The sequence below is a fragment of the Amycolatopsis sp. CA-211722 genome (assembly GCF_056828465.1).
The window spans coordinates 4591030-4608853 of the sequence record NZ_CP184752.1; the positions used below are offsets into that span (position 1 = coordinate 4591030).

Below are 17824 nucleotides of genomic sequence, written 5' to 3' on the forward strand. Positions count from 1 at the left end.
CTACCGCAACTAGAGGACGAAACGCGGGAAGATGTCAGGCGGGTTTCGCGGCGACGATCAGATCCCGCACGATCGCCTGGTCCACCCGGTGCGCGAACTCCGCGAACGGCCCGTCCTCGCGGACGACCAAACCCGCCTTGTCCAGGATCGCGGCGAGTTCCTCGCGGGGCGCGACGTTGGTGTTCCAGGAGATGCCGAGCGCGCCGCCCGGGCGCAGCACCCGCGTCCACACGGGAACGGCGGCCGCGAGCAGGTCGCGCGGGCTGCGCGCGAGCGACGCGTCCTGGGTGCGGTGGCTGCCGTGCTGCACGCCGTACGGGGCGTCGGTGACGATGAGGTCCACCGAGTTCGGGCGCAGCAGTTCGTCGGTGGTGAGCGTGTCGCAGTTGAGGTAGCTCAGCTTGCGGACGTCACCCGCCTTGTACCGCTCCTTGGTGATCCCGAAACCGATGTCGAGCCGCCTGCCGAGCCGGACCTTGTTGCGGCGCACCTGACCGGATTCGGCGCTGTGCTTGATCCGCTTCTGCTTCAGCCAGGTCTTGACGAACAGCTCGTAGGAGTCGAAGTCCTTGCCGTCGACGTCGAGGCCGGTGGCGTCGAAGCCGTACATCATCGCCTGGTTCAGCGTGGTGCCGCGGCCGCAGAGCGGATCGAGCAGGTGCAGCGGCTTGTCCAGCATCGCCGCCGGGTCCGCCGTCGACAGGAGGGTGACGTTGACGAGGAGTTTGGTGAACAGCTCGTTCGTCTTGCCCGGGTACTTCTGGATGGTCAGCAGATCCGAGTCGAAGTTCGCGAGCGGGCTGATCGTCACCGGCTTCAGGACGCCGTCGCCGAGTTCGAACAGCGCGTACAGCGCCGAAAGGTTCGAAAGGAGCGCGAGATCGCGTTCGCTCAGCGGGGCGGGCGTGGTGAAGGTGAGGTAGCCGACGCCGCCGAGCTCCGTCTCGCCGATCTCGGAGACCTCGGTCTCCAAAGCGGACAGACCGAACACCGCCAGCTCCGCGCGCAGCAAGGCCGGAGTGGAGTCGGTGTAGACCCGGTTGGCGGACGGGTAGACCAGGATCGCGTACTCGGACATCCGGTAGAGCGTAGCTTGACTGATTGTGACAGCCACTCCAGTGCCGAACCTGAAGGAAGCCGCCGCACTCCTGGCGCGCGCCACCGACGTGACCCTGCTCGGCCATGTCCGCCCGGACGCCGACGCGCTCGGCAGCGCGCTGGCGCTGGGCCGGGCGCTCCAGCTGCGCGGAGTCAGGGTCCGCGTCTCCGTCGGCGAGCCCGAGGAGATGCCCGAAACCCTGCGGAGCCTGGACGCCGGCGGGCTCTTCGTCCCGGCGAGTGAGCTACCGGAAAGTGAACCGCTGCTGGTCGCGCTCGACACACCCACGCCGGGCAGGCTCGGGAAACTCGCGCCGCGGGTGGACGCCGTCCGCGCGGCGGGCGGCGACGTGCTGGTGATCGACCACCACGCGTCCAACGTCTTCTACGGCACGCACCACGTCGTCGACGAGACCGCCGAAGCCACCGCCGTCCTCGTCTTCGCGTTGCTGGAAGAGCTCGGCGCCGAGATCGACGAACCGATCGCGCGCTGCCTGTACGCGGGGCTGGTCACCGACACGAGCGGGTTCCGCCGGGCCCGGCCTTCCACCCATCTGATGGCCGCGAAGCTGCTCGAAGCCGGTGTCGACCCGGACAAGGTGGTCCGCGAGATCGTCGACGACCACCCGTTCGCGTGGCTGCCGATGCTTTCGGAGGTCCTCGCGGGCGCCCGGCTCGAGCCGGACGAGGCCCGCGGTTTCGGCCTCGCGCACGCCGTGGTGACCCTCGACGCCGCGCGATCCGTGCGCGCCGAGGAGGTCGAAGCGGTCATCGACGTCGTCCGGTCCACTCGCGAGGCGGGGGTCGCCGTGGTGCTCAAGGAAGCCGAACCGACCGGGCCGCGGCGGCGATGGACGGTCTCGCTTCGTTCGGCGGGCGGCGTCGACGTCTCGGCGGCCGCCGGGGAGCTGGGCGGCGGCGGACATCGCCAGGCGGCCGGATGCACCGCGGAGGGCACGGCGGACGAGGTGCTCGGCAAGCTGCGGGAGGCGCTGTCGAGGGCGCCGCTGCTCTGACGAACGGTGTCATCGTAATTTCATCGGTGGTTCCTAACGTGAGCCACGATGAACGAGCGAGCCTCCCTCCGCCGCCGGATTCTGGTCACGCTGGGCGTGATCGCGCTGTTCCGGCTGGGCCAGAGCCTGCCCATTCCCCCAGTGACCGTCCGCGCGCCGGAAATCGGCCAACCGTCGCGCTGGATCCTCGACCTCCTCACCGGCGGCGGCCTGGCCACCATGGCGGTGTTCGCGTTCGGCGTCCTGCCCTGCCTGGCCGCCGCGCCACTCCTGCGAGCGCTGATCCTCCTGATCCCGCGCCTGGCCGCGCTTCGGGCCGAAGGTGAGGCCGGCGCCCGGGTGCTGAACCGAGTCCGGCGACGGGTCGTCGTCCTGCTCGGTCTGTTCGGTGCCGTCGGCGTGGTCGTGTCCGGCGGGCAGGACGTCCTGGACGGAGCCGTGTCGGTGGCGTGCCTCACCGCGGGCGCCGCGGTGGTCCTGCGGCTGACCGAGGTGATCACCAGCCGCGGATTCGGGGACGGCGTCCGGATCCTGCTGCTCGCGCAGGTCTCGGCGGTGCTGTCCGCGGAGTTCCCGCGGCTGTACGAAAGGACGGGCTGGGCCGCGATCGCGGTGGCGACCGTGGTGTCGCTCTCGATCACGGTGCTGACGATCGTCGTCGCGCAGGGGCAGCGCCGTGTCCCGGTGCAGTACGCCAAGCGGATGATCGGCAGGCGGGCTTTCGGCGGGACACCGGCCTACGTTCCTCTTCGCTTCCCCCAGTCGAACGGCCCGGCCGTCGTCGCCGCGGTGCTGCTGTCGGTGCCGGGGTATTACTTCGGCCTGGAAGATCCCGGGTGGATCGCGGTCTACATCGTCCTCGTCTGCCTCTTCGCCTTCGCGAGGGCGGCCGTGCGGCAGGACATGGACAAGGTGGCGGGCGAACTGGTGCGGGTGGGCGGTTTCGTCCCCGGGATCCGCCCCGGTAACCCGACCGCCGAGTACCTGGACTACGTGAACCGGCGGATCCTCGCCTTCGGAGCGCTCTGCTCGGGAGTGGTCGCGCTGATCCCGGCCGCCGGCCTGGCCCTGCTGGACGCGAGCCCGATGCCGCTCGTCACGGCGGTGACCCTGCAGGTGGTTCTCGTCTTCCTCGTCAGTGTCTCGCTCGACACCACACGGCAGATCGAATCACTGCGCCGGCAACGACGCCACGCACCGTTCCTCCGCTGAGCGAACGGTCCGCGCCCGCCGGACGGGCGCGGACCGTGACCGCCTCAGAAGTGCGGAAGCCAGCCACCGCCGAGAGCGTCGGCGGGGCCGAATTTGTTGCCGCCCTTGCCGTTCCACAGGTACAACGTGCCGCTGGTCTTGTTGATGGCGCCGATGTCGGAGTGGCCGTCCTTGTTGACGTCGCCCAGCGACATGAGGGTGGCCTGGTAGTCGCCCCAGCCGCTTCCGACGGCGTCGGCGGCGCCGAACTTGTTGGCGCCCTTGCCGTTCCAGATGTAGAGGGTGTTGCCGTCGCGGATGGCGGCGAGGTCGGTCTTGCCGTCGTTGTCGAAGTCTCCGGCGACGGGTGCGGTGAACGGCGCCCAGCCGCCACCGACCGAGTCCGCGGGGGTGAAGTGGTTGTTGCCCTTGCCGTTCCAGATGTACAAGGTCCCGTCCTTGACCGCGGACAGGTCGCTGATGCCGTCGTTGTCGAAGTCTCCGGCGACCGGTGCGCTGAACGGTTCCCAGCCACTTCCGACGGCGTCGGCGGCGCCGAATTTGTTGCCGCCCTTGCCGTTCCAGACGTAGAGGGTGCCGTTCTTGACGGCGGCGAGGTCGGTTTTGCCGTCCTTGTTGAAGTCGCCGGCCGCGGGGCGGGTGAAACCGTCCCAGCCGCCACCGACGGGGTCGGCGGTGCCGAAGTTGTTGTTGCCCTTGCCGTTCCAGATGGTCAGGGTGCCGGTTCCGGTGGCGTAGATGTCGCCCACACCGTTCCCGTCGAAGTCCCCGCCGTCCGCGGTCGAACGCTGCCACAGCGCGCTGACGATCTTCTGCGCGTCACCGGCCTCGGTCTGATAGCGGTCCGGATAGGCCGAGACCTGCACCGCCTGGCACACCTCGCCGATCGGTGCCGAGCTCCAGGACCCGTTCGGGTACACCCGCACCATCTTGTCGAGGAAGGCGTTGGTGGCCCAGACGGGGTTGAGCCGGTTCGTCGCGCTGCCCCAGGACGCGCGTTGCTGGAAGAGGCCGAGGCTGTCGTGGTCGACCTCCTCGCTGATGTTCTGGAGACTCGTCTCCACGATCACCGTGGCGATGGCGATGGCCGCGGCTCTCTGGCTCAGCCCGCGATCGCGGACGGCTTCGACGACCATGCGGGCGCACGACATCCGGTACGCGGTCAGGTATCCGCGCATCTTCGCGGTCAGGGTGCCGTTCAGTCGCGTGGCCAGGGCGGCGTCCCCGCTGGTGGTGCCCGAGCGGTCGCACGGGGCCGTCGCGTAGGCGGCGGTCACCAAGCCCGCCGGTTCTTCTTCGGCGTGCGCGACGGGGGACAGGGCGGTGATCGCGAAGACGGTCAGGGCTGCCGTGGTCACCCGGCGGGTGAAGTTCTTCGACACTGGTCGACCCTCCAAGGTCGTGGGGTGGGGACGGAATCGGTCAGAAATGGGGGAGCCAGCCGCCACCCAGGGCGTCGGCGGGGCCGAATTTGTTGCCGCCCTTGCCGTTCCACAGGTACAACGTGCCGCTGGTCTTGTTGATGGCGCCGATGTCGGAGTGGCCGTCCTTGTTGACGTCGCCCAGCGACATCAGCGTGGCCTGGTAGTCGCCCCAGCCGTTTCCGACGGCGTCGGCGGCGCCGAACTTGTTGGCGCCCTTGCCGTTCCAGATGTAGAGGGTGTTGCCGTCGCGGATGGCGGCGAGGTCGGTCTTGCCGTCGTTGTCGAAGTCTCCGGCGACGGGTGCGGTGAAGGGTTCCCAGCCGCCACCGACCGAGTCCGCGGGGGTGAAGTGGTTGTTGCCCTTGCCGTTCCAGATGTAGAGGGTCCCGTCCTTGACGGCCGAGAGGTCGCTGATGCCGTCGTTGTCGAAGTCTCCGGCGACCGGTGCGGAGAAGGGGCCCCATCCGCTGCCGACGGCGTCCGCGGCGCCGAATTTGTTGCCGCCCTTGCCGTTCCAGACGTAGAGGGTGCCGTCCTTGACCGCGGCGAGGTCGGTCTTGCCGTCCTTGTTGAAGTCGCCGGCGGCGGGGCGGGTGAAGCCGTCCCAGCCGCCACCGACGGGGTCGGCGGTGCCGAAGTTGTTGTTGCCCTTGCCGTTCCAGATGGTCAGGGTGCCGGTTCCGGTGGCGTAGATGTCCCCGACACCGTTCCCGTCGAAGTCCCCGCCGTCGAGCGACTTCCCGATGATCTTGTCGTAGCGGATACCGCGGTAGGTGGTCATCTCCGACCAGGAGTTGGTGTTGTGGTTGGTCTTCTGGCCGTAGGTGTTCTCCGAGTAGACCCAGGCGCCCGCCGAGTGGTCCTTGGGGTCGACCCACTTCTCGAACAGCTCGATGTGACCGTTCTTGAGCAGCGCGTCACCGGGAAGCAGGTCGTGCAGGCTGCCCAGCCAGGACTTGTGCGAGTAGGACTCGAAGTCGCCGGTGTTCAGGTCCCAGCCGTCGGACTTCTTGGGCAGATGCCAGGCCATCGCGACGAGACCTGAGCAGTCGGGCCGGTACTTGCCGCCGGTGCCGTCGGAGATCGCGTCCGCCTGGTTCTGGCTGTACCAGGTGTCACCGCGGTCGTACCAGTACTTGGCACGGGCGATGATCTCGGCGCGAGTGATCGAGCCGCCCACTGTGGACGCCGCGCTCGCCTCGTTTCGCGTGCCGAACGTGAGCAAGCCTGCGACGAGTGTCACGAGGGCCATGAGCGAGGCGGCGAACCGGACCGTTCTGGGAGAAACGGAGCTGTTCATGACGACCTTTCCTGAGCATGATGTGAAGTGGACGACGCAGACGCTCCACGAGGGCGCTGTAGCCACGCTTCAACGCGAGCTACAGCGAGACGGCGCGCTGTGAGGGATCCGCTCTGGGGAGGGTCGGATGAGGTTTTCTCTGCTCGGGCCGATGGAGGTGGCGGGCCCGTCGGGGCCGATCGCGCTTCCGGGGACGAAGCCGCGCACGCTGCTCGCCGCGCTGCTGCTGGGATACGGCCGGACGGTGCCCGCCGAACGGCTGATCGCCGTGGTGTGGGGCGAAGAGCCGCCCACGACCGCCCGCGCGGTGGTGCAGACATATGTCGCGACACTGCGCCGGGCGTTCGACGCGGCGGGGTTGCCGCAGGTCATCGTGTCCGATCGGAACGGTTACCGCGCCGACGTCGCCGAGGACGCCCTCGACGTGCGGACGTTCGAACGGCTGGTGGATCGGGGGCGGCAGGCCGCGCGGAGCGGCGATCACACCGAAGCGGCCGACCTCTTCCGCACCGGCCTCGCCCTCTGGCGCGGGCCCGCGCTCGGCGGGATCGGGGAGTCGTTCCTGCGTGCCGAGGCGAACCGGCTCGACGAGCTGCGGTTGACCGTCACCGAGGAGCGGGTCGACGCGGACCTGGCGGCGGGGCAAGGGCCGCGCCTGCTCGCGGAGCTCACCGAGCTGGTCGCCGTGCATCCCACCCGGGAGCGGCTGCGCGGCGGACTGATGGTCGCGTTGTACCGGTCCGGACGGCAGGCCGAAGCCCTGGAGGTGTACGAACGCGGCCGGAAGGAGCTGAGCGACGAACTGGGCATCGACCCCGGCCCGGAGCTGCGCCAGGTGCACGAATCGATCCTGCGCCGCGACGCGTCCTTGCTCCCGGCCGTCACCTCCCGGACTCCGCGGCAGCTGCCGTCGCCGCCACCCGATTTCACCGGCCGCGCGCCGGAACTCGCGGCCATGCGGACGACCTTGGCGCGGCCCGGCACGATGCCGGTGGCCGTCGTCACCGGTGCGGGGGGCGTGGGCAAGTCCACGCTGGCGCACCGGGCCGCGCACGAGGTCGCCGAACGGTTTCCCGACGGCCAGGTCCACCTGGAACTCCACGGTTCCACGGGCACGCCGGCGGCCGCCCAGGAGGTGCTCGGCCGCGTCCTGCGTGACTTCGATCCCGCGACGCCGCCGCCCGGCTCGCTCGAAGAGCGGGTCGCCCGGTACCGGACGCTGCTCGCGGGCACGCGGACGCTCGTAGTGCTCGACGACGCCGCGAACGAGGCGCAGGTCCGGCCGTTGCTGCCCGGGAGCCCGGGCTGCGCGGTGATCGTCACCTCGCGCAACCGCCTTCCCGCACTGGCGGGCGCGACCTTCCTCGAACTCGGCGTGCTGCCCGCCGACGCCGCGCTCGATCTGTTCACCCGTATCGTCGGGGCGGATCGCGCGAGCACCGAACCCGCGTCGGCCGCCGAGATCACCGAGCTGTGCGGGCAGTTGCCGCTGGCGATCCGCGTCGCCGGCGCGCGGCTGGTCTCGCGGCGGCAGTGGACGTTGTCCCGGCTGGCGGACCGTCTGACGCACGAGCAGCGCCGTCTCGACGAACTGGTGGTCGGCGACCAGGAGGTGCGAGCCAGCATCAACCTGAGCTACACGCTCCTGCCCAAGGCGGCGCGGAGCGCGTTGCGCAGGCTCGGGCTGCTCGGCCTGGCGCATTTCCCCGCCTGGGTCGCCGCGGCGGCGATGGCGGCCGGACTCGACGACGCGGAGCAGGTGCTCGAAGACCTCGTCGACGTCTCGCTGCTCGAAGTCGACGGCGTGGATCCCTTGGGGCTCATGCGTTACCGGCTGCACGACCTGGTCCGCCTGTTCGCGCTGGAACGCGCCGTCGAGGAGGAACCGGCCACTGAGCGGGCCGCCACCGTCGAGCGGGTGCTCGGTGCCTGGATCTGGCTGGTCGAGCGGATCAACGTGACGCTGCCACCGGTCGTACCGTCGATCCAGGGCACTTCCCGGCTCGGCCGTCCCGTCGACGAGGAGATCGCCCGGCGCGTCGAGTCCCGGCCGTACGAGTGGTTCCGCGCCGAGGAGGAGGCGATGACCACCGCCGTCGAGCTGGCCGCGTCACTGGACCTGGTCGATATCGCGGTCGAGCTCGCGTCGGTCTTGTGCGGTACCGCTTTCGGCGGGCACAACCGGGTCCTCGACGATTCGCTCGGGTCCTGGCGGCGCGCCCACGACGCGGCGCTCACCGCGGCCCGCCGCACTGAAAACGCCCTTGGCGAGGCGACCCTGCTGGCGGGGCTGGGGCAGCTGTACTACGAGCACGACGACTTCCCCCGGTCCCGCACGCATCTGAGCCAGGCGCTGTCGATGTTCCGCGCCGCCGGTGACGTCCGGGGCGAGGCGGCCACCCTCGCCGCTCTCGGCGCCGCGTGCCGTGAGCAGGGCTATCTGCCCGAGGCGGTGCACTTCCTGGACCGGGCCGGGCGGATGTGGTCGGGGTTGGCCGATCCGGGGGCGATGGGCCACGTCCAGCGGCTGGCGGGCACGGTCCGGCTGGAAATGGGGGACTACCCGGGAACGTTGACCGCGTTGACCGAGGCGCGAACGTCCTTCGCGGCGGCGGGTTCGCGGCGCGGAGAGGGCCTGACACTGCGCAGCCTGTCCTTGTACCACCGCGCCCGCGGGGAGTGGACCGAAGCCGAGCGGTTCGCGCGTGAGGCGCTCGCGGTCTTCGAGGGATCCGAAGACCGGCTGCTGATCGCCTATTCCGAACGCGCACTGGCCAAGGCGTTGCTGCGCCGCGGGGATTCGGTCGAGGCGGGGCGCCTGGCGGACCACGCGCTGGAGGTCTGCCGGGAGCTCGGCGACGCCTTCGGCCACGCGTGCACCCTTCGCGTCGTCGGAGAGGTGCACCTCGCCGAAGGCCGGTTGTACCAAGCGAAAGACTGCCTCGAGGACTCGCTCCGGCGATGGACCGGGCTGCGCGCGGAACTGTTCCGGGCACGGACGTTGCGCACCCTCGCCGAAGTGCACGACGCGCTCGGCGACGGCCCGGTGGGGGAGCGGATGACAGCGGAAGCCTTGGAGACCTTCCGGACCTACGGCGCCCGCGAGTACGAGGAACTCTCCGCTGTAACGGGGTTACAGCGTTCCTGAAGGACCACCGTGGACAGTGGGGCCCATGTCTACGTTCGTGTCCTTGTCGGATCCCCGTATCGCAGCCATGTCCGTCCGGGAATGCGGCGAACCGTTGGTGGACCTGCGGGAAACCGATGCCATCCGGACCGACCCCAGGCTCGCCGATGACCAGGGCGCCTACGCGCACGTGCGGCTCAGCGTCGCGGACCGGCTCGTCGCGGCGCAGTGCCAGCTCCCGCGCGGGCTGCGCCTGCTCGTCGTCGAAGGGTTCCGGCCGCGAGAGGTCCAGGAGCGGTACTTCGCGGACAGCAAGGCCAGGATCGCGCGCGCCAACCCCGGCTGGCCGTCCGATCAGGTGGCCGCCGAAGCCGCCACCTACGTGGCGCCGCCCGAAGTCGCGCCGCATGTCGCCGGAGGAGCGGTCGACCTCACGCTGTGCACCGTCGACGGCGTCGAACTGCCGATGGGGACCGAGGTGAACGCGACGCCGCCGGAGTACGGGACGGAATGCTTCACCGCGTCCCCGCTGATCGGCCCCGAAGCGCGCGCCAACCGGCAAACACTCGCCGACGCGATGACCGCGACCGGATTCGTGAACTACCCGAGCGAGTGGTGGCACTGGTCCTACGGCGACCGGTACTGGGCGTACGTCACCGACGTGAAGCACGCCCGCTTCGGCCCGGCCGGTTTCCCGGGGTGAACATCGCGGTTCACTCCGGCACGTCCGCGGCTGCCGATATTTGCTATATTCGGAAAATGGTGAATATGAGCGGGGTGCTCCTCCGGGATGGCGGGGAGCTGCGCTACGGCGACCTCCCTGGGGAGCGGCGTCCTGTCGTCTTCACCCACGGCGCCGGAATGGACCACCGGATGTTCGACGCGCAGGCGCAGGCCCTGCACGAGGCAGGTCACCGGGTGATCAGCTGGGATCAACGCGGACACGGTGAATCGAAGCTCGCGCCGGGTGCCCGCTTCACCGCGACGGCCGCGCTCGACGACTTGCTCGACCTGCTCGATCATCTCCGGCTCGAGCAGCCGATCCTCATCGGACACTCGCTCGGCGGGAACCTCGCGCAGGCACTCGTCCGCCGCCTTCCCGGGCGCGCGTACGGCCTCGTCGTCGTGGGGTCCACCTGGAACGCGGGCCCGCTCGGCCGGGGGGAGAGGCTCCTGCTGAAGCTCGCGGCCCCGGCGCTGGCGTTGATTCCCGCCTCGCGGCTGCCGGGTGTCATGGCCCGCGCCTCGGCCGAGACACCGCGGGGGATCGCCGAATGCGAGGCGGTGTTCGCGAGGATGCCCAAACGTGTCTTCCTCGACGTCTGGCGAGCCACGGCGTCACTCGTCGGCCCGGAACCGGGGCACCGCTCGCCGGTTCCGCTCGGTCTCGTGCGCGGCGCCCGCGACCGGACCGGCAACATCGCGGTCGCGATGCCCCGCTGGGCGCTGGCCGAAGGCGTGGCCGAGCACGTCGTCCCCGGTGCCGGGCACGTGGTCACCCTGGACGCGCCGGAGGCGACGACGAAAGCCATCAGGGCCGTCATCGAGGGCTGGGACACGGAGTCCCCGGCATGACGGCCGCCGACGATCGCGCCGAGTTCGTCGCGGCCATGGGCGATTTCCTCGGGTCGTGGAACCTGCCCCGGACGACAGGCCGGGTCTACGGGCAGCTCCTGCTGAATTCCGGCCCCGTGTCACTGGACGCGCTCGGTGCGGCACTCCGTCTGAGCAAAGGAGCGGTGAGCGTGGCCGTCCGTGAGCTGGTCTCGTGGGGACTCGCCAGGTCCATCCCGCAACCGGGCAGCCGCCGCCTGCTCGTCGAGGCGGTGAGCGGGTTCGAGCAACTCCTCGCCGCCAGCCACGAACGGACCCGCGCCTTCATCCGCGTGCTGCGGAGCGGAGCACGATCCGCCGAGGGGGAGCCCGCCGAGGCCAGGCTGGAAGAGGTCGCCGAATTCTTCGAGTCCTATGTGGCCGCCGGAGACCGGATGCTGCGCCACCGGCGGCCGTGACCTGGGTGGCGGCGGGCGTGCCCGGATCTCCCGGCCTCGGGCGGCCTTTAGGCTGCATCGGTGCCTGAAGCTTCCGAACCCGACGAGCGCGTCCCGCCGAAACGCGTGCTCGGTCTCGCCGTGCCCGCGCTCGGCGTCCTCGCCGCCGAACCGCTGTACGTCCTGGTGGACACGGCCGTCGTCGGCCACCTCGGCGCGCTGCCGCTGGCCGGGCTCGCCGTCGGTGGTGTCGTGCTGTCGCAGGTTTCGAGCCAGCTGACGTTCCTCTCGTACGGCACCACGTCGCGGACGGCGCGGCTGCACGGCGCGGGCCGCCGGGGCGACGCGGTCCGTGAGGGTGTCCAGGCGACGTGGCTGGCGGTGATCGTCGGGCTGGTCGTGATCGTCGCCGGGCAGCTGCTGGCCGCGCCGATCGCCCGGGTTCTTTCCGGCGACGCCGCGATCACCGACGCCGCCGTCTCCTGGCTGCGGATCGCCCTGTTCGGGACGCCGTTCATCCTGATCACGATGGCGGGCAACGGCTGGATGCGCGGCGTCCAGGATTCCGCGAAACCGCTGCGCTACGTGCTGGCGGGCAACGGGATCTCCGCCGTGCTGTGCCCGGTGCTGGTGTACGGCGCGGACTGGGGGCTGGAAGGGTCGGCGATCGCGAACGTCGTCGCGCAGGTGATCTCGGCGTCGCTGTTCGTCGTGGCCCTGGTGCGGGAGCGGGTCCCGCTGCGCCCGGAGCCGAAGGTGATGCGCGCCCAGCTCGGCCTCGGCCGGGATCTGGTGCTGCGCAGCCTCGCCTTCCAGGCGTGTTTCGTCTCCGCCGCCGCGGTCGCCGCGCGGACGTCCACGGAGGCCGTCGGCGCGCACCAGGTCGTGTTGCAGCTGTGGACCTTCCTCGCGTTGGTGCTGGACTCGCTCGCGATCGCCGCGCAGTCGCTCGTGGGGGCCGCCCTCGGCGCCGGGGCGAGCAAACGCGCTCGCGGGTTGTCACGGCAGATCACCGGCTACGGGCTGGTGTTCGGCTGCTTCCTCGGCGTCGTTTTCGCGTCGGTGGCCGGGGTGCTGCCGCGGGTGTTCACTTCCGACGCGGCCGTGCTCGGCCAGATCCCGCACGCGTGGTGGTTCTTCGTCGCGCTGCAACCCATCGCCGGCGTGGTGTTCGCACTGGACGGTGTCCTGCTCGGCGCCGGCGACGCCGCCTTCCTGCGCAACGCGACCCTGCTGAGCGCGGCGCTCGGGTTCCTGCCGCTGATCTGGCTGTCGCTCGCGTTCGGCTGGGGGCTGGCCGGGATCTGGACCGGGCTCTCGCTGTTCATGCTGCTGCGGCTGGCGACCCTGCTGGTGCGATGGCGCTCGGGGCGGTGGGCCGTCGAGGGCGCCGTCCGCGTTTAGTCCTCTAGATGCGGTACTTGCGTGTGCAACTACCGCATTTAGAGGACGAAACGCGGGGGAGGGGGCGTGTGGCGAAAAGCACCCAGGTAACGGCTATGTTTCGCCGTTGCTTACGCGCTACAACTATATGAGGCGGCAGTGCGGGCGTCTCCACGCCCGAACCGTGCTCAAGGAGGAAACACTGTGACAGGCCGAGCCACCCGCCGGTCCTGGTTCATCTGGTTCGCAGCCGTCGCCGTCTACCTCCTCGCCGTCTTCCACCGCACCTCGTTCGGCGTCGCCGGGCTCCAGGCCGCCGACCGCTTCGGCGTCGGCGCGGCCGCGCTCGGCACGTTCACCGTCCTGCAGGTCGGCGTCTACGCCGCGATGCAGATCCCCACCGGCGTCCTCGTCGACCGCTACGGCCCGCGCCGCGTGCTGACCGCCGCCGTGTTCTTCCTCGGCCTCGGCCAGATCCTGCTCGCGGTCGCGGATTCGTACCCGCTCGGCCTGGCCGCCCGCGCGGTCGTCGGCTTCGGCGACGCGCTGACGTTCGTGAGCATCATGCGGCTGATCGCCGCGCATTTCCCCGGCCGTCAGTACGCCCTGCTCGCCGCGCTGACCGGGGCCATCGGTTACGTCGGCAACCTCGCCGCGACGGTCCCGCTCGGCCTGCTGCTCGACGGTCCCGGCTGGACCCCGACGTTCCTCGCCGTCGGCCTGATGACCGCGCTGTACGCCGCCGTCGTCGCCCTTCGCGTCAAGGACTCCCCGCCCGGCGAGCCGGCGCCCGTGCGCGAACGGGTGCACCCGAAGCTGCTGGGCCGCCAGGTCGCCGCCGCGTGGCGCACCCCGGGCACCCGGCTGGGGTTCTGGGTCCACTTCAGCACGATGTTCGCCCCCAACGTGCTGACCATGCTCTGGGGTGTCCCGTTCCTCGTGCAGGGGCAGGGATATCCGAAGGCCACCGCGAGTTCGCTGCTGATCGTGTTCGTGTTCGGCTCGATGCTCGGCGGGCCGCTGATCGGCGGGCTGATCGGACGGCGCCCGTCGCTGCGGATGCCGCTCGTCGGCGGGTACATCGGCGGCGCCGCGGTGATGTGGGCGATCCTGCTCGGCTGGGGCGGGACGATCCCGGTCGCGGTCCTGGTCCCCGTGTTCGCGTTCCTCTCCCTCGGCGGCCCGGCGTCGATGATCGGTTTCGCGCTGGCGCGGGATTACAACCCGCTCTCGCGCGTCGGCACCGCGACCGGCGTGGTGAACGTCGGTGGCTTCGTGGCCACGACGATCTCGGCCCTCGCGGTCGGCGTACTGCTGGAATGGACGGGTGGCACGTTCCGCCTGGCGCTGCTGTCGGTGATCGCGGTGCTCGCGTTCGGCACCTTCCGGATGCTCGTGTGGTGGCGGCGCACCCGTGCCGTGCTGTTCGAGGCCGAGGCCCGCGGCGAGGCGATCCCGGTGCAGATCCGGCGCCGCCGCTGGGACGCCGAGTCACCGCTGCCCGTCTCGTCCTGATGCCCGTGCGGCCGAAGGACGCTTTCCCCGCATGCGATGCGACGAAAGCGTCCTTGACCGCGTGAGACGCGGGGAAAGTCCCCTTCAGCCCCGCTCGGCCCCGAAAGATAGGGTTCGGCCCGTGTCGCGCCCCAATCAGGCTCCTGCCAAGAAACGTCCCGCCCCGCCGCCCGGTCTCGTCATCGTCGACAAACCGTCCGGGATGACCTCCCACGACGTCGTCGCCAGGGCGCGGCGCTTCATGGGCACCCGCAAGGTCGGGCACGCCGGCACCCTCGACCCGATGGCCACCGGCGTCCTCGTGCTCGGCATCGAACGCGCGACGAAACTCCTGGGCCACTTGGCGCTGGACCGCAAGACCTATCTCGCGACCCTTTCCTTGGGACTGTCCACCACGACCGACGACGCCGAGGGCGAGCCGATCGCCGAAGCCGCCCCGGAGGTCGTCGAGAAGATCACCGACGAGGCGATCGCCGCCGGGATCGCCGCGCTGACCGGCGACATCCAGCAGGTGCCGAGCGCGGTCAGCGCGGTCAAGATCGACGGCAAACGCGCGTACGCCCGGGTTCGCGCCGGCGAAGAGGTCGTCATCCCGCCCCGCCCGGTCACCGTGCACCGTTTCGATCTGCTCGCCACCCGCCGCGAGGCCGGCCGGATCGAACTCGACGCCGTCGTCGAGTGCTCGTCGGGGACCTACGTCCGGGCGCTGGCCCGCGATCTCGGGGCCGGGCTCGGCGCCGGCGGACATCTGCTCGCGTTGCGGCGCACCACGGTCGGCCCGTTCACCCTCGCCAAGGCCCGCACCCTCGACCAGCTCGAGGAAGCGCCGGAGCTGTCGCTGGACCTCGACGCCGCCGTCGCCGCCGCGTTCCCGCGCCGCGATCTGGACGTCCGCATGGCGCAGGCGGTCCGATATGGACAGAGGGTGCCCGCGGCCGGGATCGAGGGCACGTACGGGATGTTCGGACCGGACGGCCGGGTGCTCGCGCTCGCCGCGGACGAAGGCGAGCTGGCCCGGTCGGTGGTCGTGTTGCTGCCCGCCTAGGTCGTGTCCTGTGTGGCCGGTCGATGGGATTCGTGATCCAGGTGGTTCCTGGCGGTGCGGGCGGATCGGCCTCGTACCGGGTTGTACTCGGCCGCATCCGCCCGTGCCGCCAGGGACCGCCTGGGCGCGAAGCCCGCGAGCGTGCCGCACAGGACACGGCCTAGGGTGGTGTCGGAGCTGGGCCTGAGGAGACGGGGCTAGAAGTGCAGCGTTGGCGTGGTTTGGGTGACCTCCCCGGAAGCTGGGGACGGTGCGTGGTGACGATCGGCGTCTTCGACGGCGTGCACCGCGGTCATCAGGAGCTGATTTCGAGGACGGTCCGCGCCGCCGCCGAACGCGGCGTGCCGAGTGTGGTGCTGACCTTCGATCCGCATCCGTCGGAGGTGATCCGGCCGGGCAGTCATCCGGCGCAGCTGACCACGTTGCGCCGCAAGGCGGAACTGGTCGAGGGCCTGGGCGCGGACGTCTTCTGCGTGCTGCCGTTCACGCTGGAGCTGTCGCGGCTGACGGCGCACGAGTTCGTGCACGAGGTGCTGGTGGACAAGCTGCACGCGGCCGCGGTGATCGTGGGGGAGAACTTCACCTTCGGCGCGAAGGCGGCCGGCGACGTCGAACTCCTCCGCACGCTGGGAAAGCGGTTCGGTTTCGTGGCGCAGGGGGCGGAGCTGCAGGGGCTGCTCGCCCAGGAGCAGGCGGACAACGACATCACCTTCTCCTCGACCTACGTCCGCTCGTGCATCGACGCCGGAGACGTCGTCGCCGCGTCCGAAGCGCTCGGCAGGCCGCACCGGCTGGAGGGCATCGTCGTCCGCGGCGACGGCCGGGGCCACGATCTCGGGTATCCGACGGCGAACCTGTCGACGCCGCGGTTCGCCGCCGTGCCCGCCGACGGTGTCTACAGTGCCTGGTTCACCCGTTCGTCGGATTCCAGCCGACGGCTGCGCGCCGCCGTGTCGGTCGGCACCAACCCGACCTTCTCGGGGCGGGAACGTACCGTCGAGGCCTTCGTCCTCGACATCGACGAGGATTTCTACGGGCAGCACGTCGCCCTCGATTTCGTCACCAAGCTGCGGGATCAGGTCCGGTTCCCGACCTCGGAGGGGCTGGTGGCGCAGATCGACGAGGACGTCGCCCGCACCAGGGAACTGCTCGGCGAGCAGGACTGACGGTTCCGGCCGCGGCCGGACGACAATCGGCAAACACACCCGCTCACGTGCGTTCCGGTGGCAAGATGTCACGGACCGCGCATGGCGTTCGATGGGGTTAAGGGGAGCGGACCAGGTGGAGGACCACAAGATCGTCCAGCGGAACATCGCGCTGCAGAAGGAGTGGTACGGGGAGCCGCTCGGCGATCGCGTGCGGAGACTGGTCGTCGCCTTCGACATCTCCCAGGCCTTCCTCGCCGAGGTGCTCGGCATCAGCGCGCCCATGCTCAGCCAGGTGATGAGCGGGCGCCGCGCGAAGATCGGCAACCCGGTCGTCCTCGCCAAGATGATCATGCTGGAGCGCAAGGTGCTGGTCCCGGCGGTCGCCGCGGGGGACCGCAAGGCCATGCAGGAGGCGCTCGAGGACGTCCGCGACTCGCGGCCGACGGTAGGCAGGGACAGCATCCCGGTCGGCGCCGTCGCCGACGACCAGGGTGTGCTCGTGGCGCTGCGGGACATCGGCGAGGACGAAGACCTCACCGAAGCCGCGAAGCTGCTCGACGACGATTTCCCGTCCCTGGCGGATCTGCTGCGCCGGGCCGCGCGGAACGGTTCCTGACGCACGCGCCCATGACGCTCTTCAGCGCGGTGATCCCGCCGGAAGACGTCCTCGACCAGGTCGCCGCCGCCCTCGGCACCCCCGGAAAAGGCGATTTCCGCTGGTCACCGCGGGAGGACTGGCACGTCACCCTCGGGTTCTACGGCGCGGACGACCCGGCGGACCGAGGCGACTGGCTCGCCGCGCGGCTGGACGGCACGGGCCCGCTCGACCTCCGGCTGGAAAAGGCCGCGACATTCCCCGGGGTGCTGTGGTTGAGTGTGTCCGGAACCGGGCTCCACGAGCTGGCCCTGCGGGCCGGCGCGGAGAGTGAGGGAAGGCCGTACGTGGCCCACCTGACACTGGCCCGCTTCCCCCGCGACCGGCCGCACGCCGCGAGCGCGTGGGAGGAGCGGCTGGCCGGGTTCACCAGTGAGACTTGGACGGCGACCGAGGCCGTTCTGATGAGCAGTGACCGTGAGCGGGGCGTCTCGCGCTACCGGGTGATCCGGTCGTACGCGTTGAACCACGCCCGCGACTGAAGCCGCTGATCACGAGGCTGGTAACCTCGATGATTGGGTCCGGCTGCAGTCCGTGGCGGCCGTGACCGTCTCACCCGGCGTGAAGCATCGTCCGGGCCGCACGGCACAGAGTATCTAGGAGCACCACTGTGGCTTTGTCCACCGAAGAGAAGAAGTCGATCCTTGCCGAGTACGGCGTGCACGACTCGGACACCGGATCCCCGGAGGCCCAGGTCGCGCTGCTGACCAAGCGCATCGTCGGCCTCACCGAGCACCTCAAGGCTCACAAGCACGACCACCACTCCCGTCGCGGGCTTCTGCTGCTGGTCGGCCGCCGCCGCCGGCTGCTGAACTACGTGATGAAGGTGGACATCGAGCGTTACCGTGCGCTGATCCAGCGTCTCGGCCTGCGCCGATAGCTTGAACCCGAGGGGGAGTGACCACAGCGG

The 17824-nt window shown here is 70.4% G+C and carries 16 protein-coding genes; 13 read left to right on the forward strand and 3 right to left on the reverse strand.

The annotated features are described in order from the left end of the window. Positions 1-34: 34 nt before the first annotated feature. Positions 35-1078: a TRM11 family SAM-dependent methyltransferase gene (locus ACOCEP_RS22205; protein ID WP_482330907.1), complete on the reverse strand. Its 1044-nt coding sequence runs from the start codon at positions 1076-1078 to the stop codon at positions 35-37. A 40-nt stretch (positions 1079-1118) separates the two neighbouring features. Between ACOCEP_RS22205 and ACOCEP_RS22210 the strand changes: the two genes are divergently transcribed. Beyond that, positions 1119-2114, forward strand: coding sequence for a DHH family phosphoesterase (locus ACOCEP_RS22210; RefSeq protein WP_482339791.1), 996 nt, complete (start codon positions 1119-1121; stop codon positions 2112-2114). Between the two features lie 48 nt (positions 2115-2162). Continuing rightward, positions 2163-3326, forward strand: a complete 1164-nt coding sequence (locus ACOCEP_RS22215) for a preprotein translocase subunit SecY (RefSeq protein ID WP_482330908.1) — start codon at positions 2163-2165, stop codon at positions 3324-3326. A gap of 44 nt (positions 3327-3370) precedes the next feature. On the opposite strand, the gene ACOCEP_RS22220 is transcribed toward ACOCEP_RS22215, so the two are convergent. Then, the gene (locus ACOCEP_RS22220; protein WP_482330910.1) at positions 3371-4708 is read right to left on the reverse strand and encodes an FG-GAP repeat domain-containing protein; all 1338 of its coding nucleotides are present in this window, start codon (positions 4706-4708) and stop codon (positions 3371-3373) included. 40 nt (positions 4709-4748) lie between these two features. After that, complete coding sequence (locus tag ACOCEP_RS22225; RefSeq protein WP_482330911.1) at positions 4749-6050, reverse strand: FG-GAP repeat domain-containing protein; 1302 nt, start codon at positions 6048-6050, stop codon at positions 4749-4751. Positions 6051-6177: 127 nt separating this feature from the next. Here ACOCEP_RS22225 and ACOCEP_RS22230 point away from each other — a divergent pair, with 127 nt between their 5' ends. The 11 genes from ACOCEP_RS22230 (at position 6178) to rpsO (ending at position 17794) form a co-directional block, all read left to right on the forward strand. Then, a complete protein-coding gene (locus ACOCEP_RS22230; RefSeq protein ID WP_482330912.1) occupies positions 6178-9198 on the forward strand; it encodes an AfsR/SARP family transcriptional regulator in 3021 nt (1006 codons plus the stop codon). 25 nt (positions 9199-9223) lie between these two features. Next, positions 9224-9880 carry a M15 family metallopeptidase gene (locus ACOCEP_RS22235; protein ID WP_482330914.1) on the forward strand — a complete coding sequence of 219 codons (657 nt, stop codon included), beginning with the start codon at positions 9224-9226 and terminating at the stop codon, positions 9878-9880. A gap of 65 nt (positions 9881-9945) precedes the next feature. After that, on the forward strand, positions 9946-10752 hold the full coding sequence (locus ACOCEP_RS22240; RefSeq protein ID WP_482330915.1) for an alpha/beta fold hydrolase: 807 nt from the start codon (positions 9946-9948) through the stop codon (positions 10750-10752). Then, positions 10749-11189 carry a GbsR/MarR family transcriptional regulator gene (locus tag ACOCEP_RS22245; protein ID WP_482330916.1) on the forward strand — a complete coding sequence of 147 codons (441 nt, stop codon included), beginning with the start codon at positions 10749-10751 and terminating at the stop codon, positions 11187-11189. Before ACOCEP_RS22240 ends, ACOCEP_RS22245 begins: the two co-directional genes overlap by 4 nt. 60 nt (positions 11190-11249) lie before the next feature. After that, the gene (locus ACOCEP_RS22250) at positions 11250-12572 is read left to right on the forward strand and encodes an MATE family efflux transporter (RefSeq protein ID WP_482330918.1); all 1323 of its coding nucleotides are present in this window, start codon (positions 11250-11252) and stop codon (positions 12570-12572) included. Positions 12573-12755: 183 nt separating this feature from the next. Further along, complete coding sequence (locus tag ACOCEP_RS22255; protein ID WP_482330919.1) at positions 12756-14066, forward strand: MFS transporter; 1311 nt, start codon at positions 12756-12758, stop codon at positions 14064-14066. A gap of 121 nt (positions 14067-14187) precedes the next feature. Continuing rightward, positions 14188-15111, forward strand: a complete 924-nt coding sequence (truB, locus tag ACOCEP_RS22260) for a tRNA pseudouridine(55) synthase TruB (protein ID WP_482330920.1) — start codon at positions 14188-14190, stop codon at positions 15109-15111. Positions 15112-15314: 203 nt separating this feature from the next. Next, positions 15315-16277: a bifunctional riboflavin kinase/FAD synthetase gene (locus tag ACOCEP_RS22265; RefSeq protein ID WP_482330921.1), complete on the forward strand. Its 963-nt coding sequence runs from the start codon at positions 15315-15317 to the stop codon at positions 16275-16277. A gap of 115 nt (positions 16278-16392) precedes the next feature. Continuing rightward, complete coding sequence (locus ACOCEP_RS22270; RefSeq protein ID WP_465435175.1) at positions 16393-16875, forward strand: XRE family transcriptional regulator; 483 nt, start codon at positions 16393-16395, stop codon at positions 16873-16875. Positions 16876-16886: 11 nt separating this feature from the next. Further along, complete coding sequence (gene thpR / locus ACOCEP_RS22275) at positions 16887-17396, forward strand: RNA 2',3'-cyclic phosphodiesterase (RefSeq protein WP_482330923.1); 510 nt, start codon at positions 16887-16889, stop codon at positions 17394-17396. Positions 17397-17524: 128 nt separating this feature from the next. Beyond that, positions 17525-17794, forward strand: a complete 270-nt coding sequence (gene rpsO, locus ACOCEP_RS22280; RefSeq protein WP_003084034.1) for a 30S ribosomal protein S15 — start codon at positions 17525-17527, stop codon at positions 17792-17794. Positions 17795-17824 lie beyond the last annotated feature (30 nt).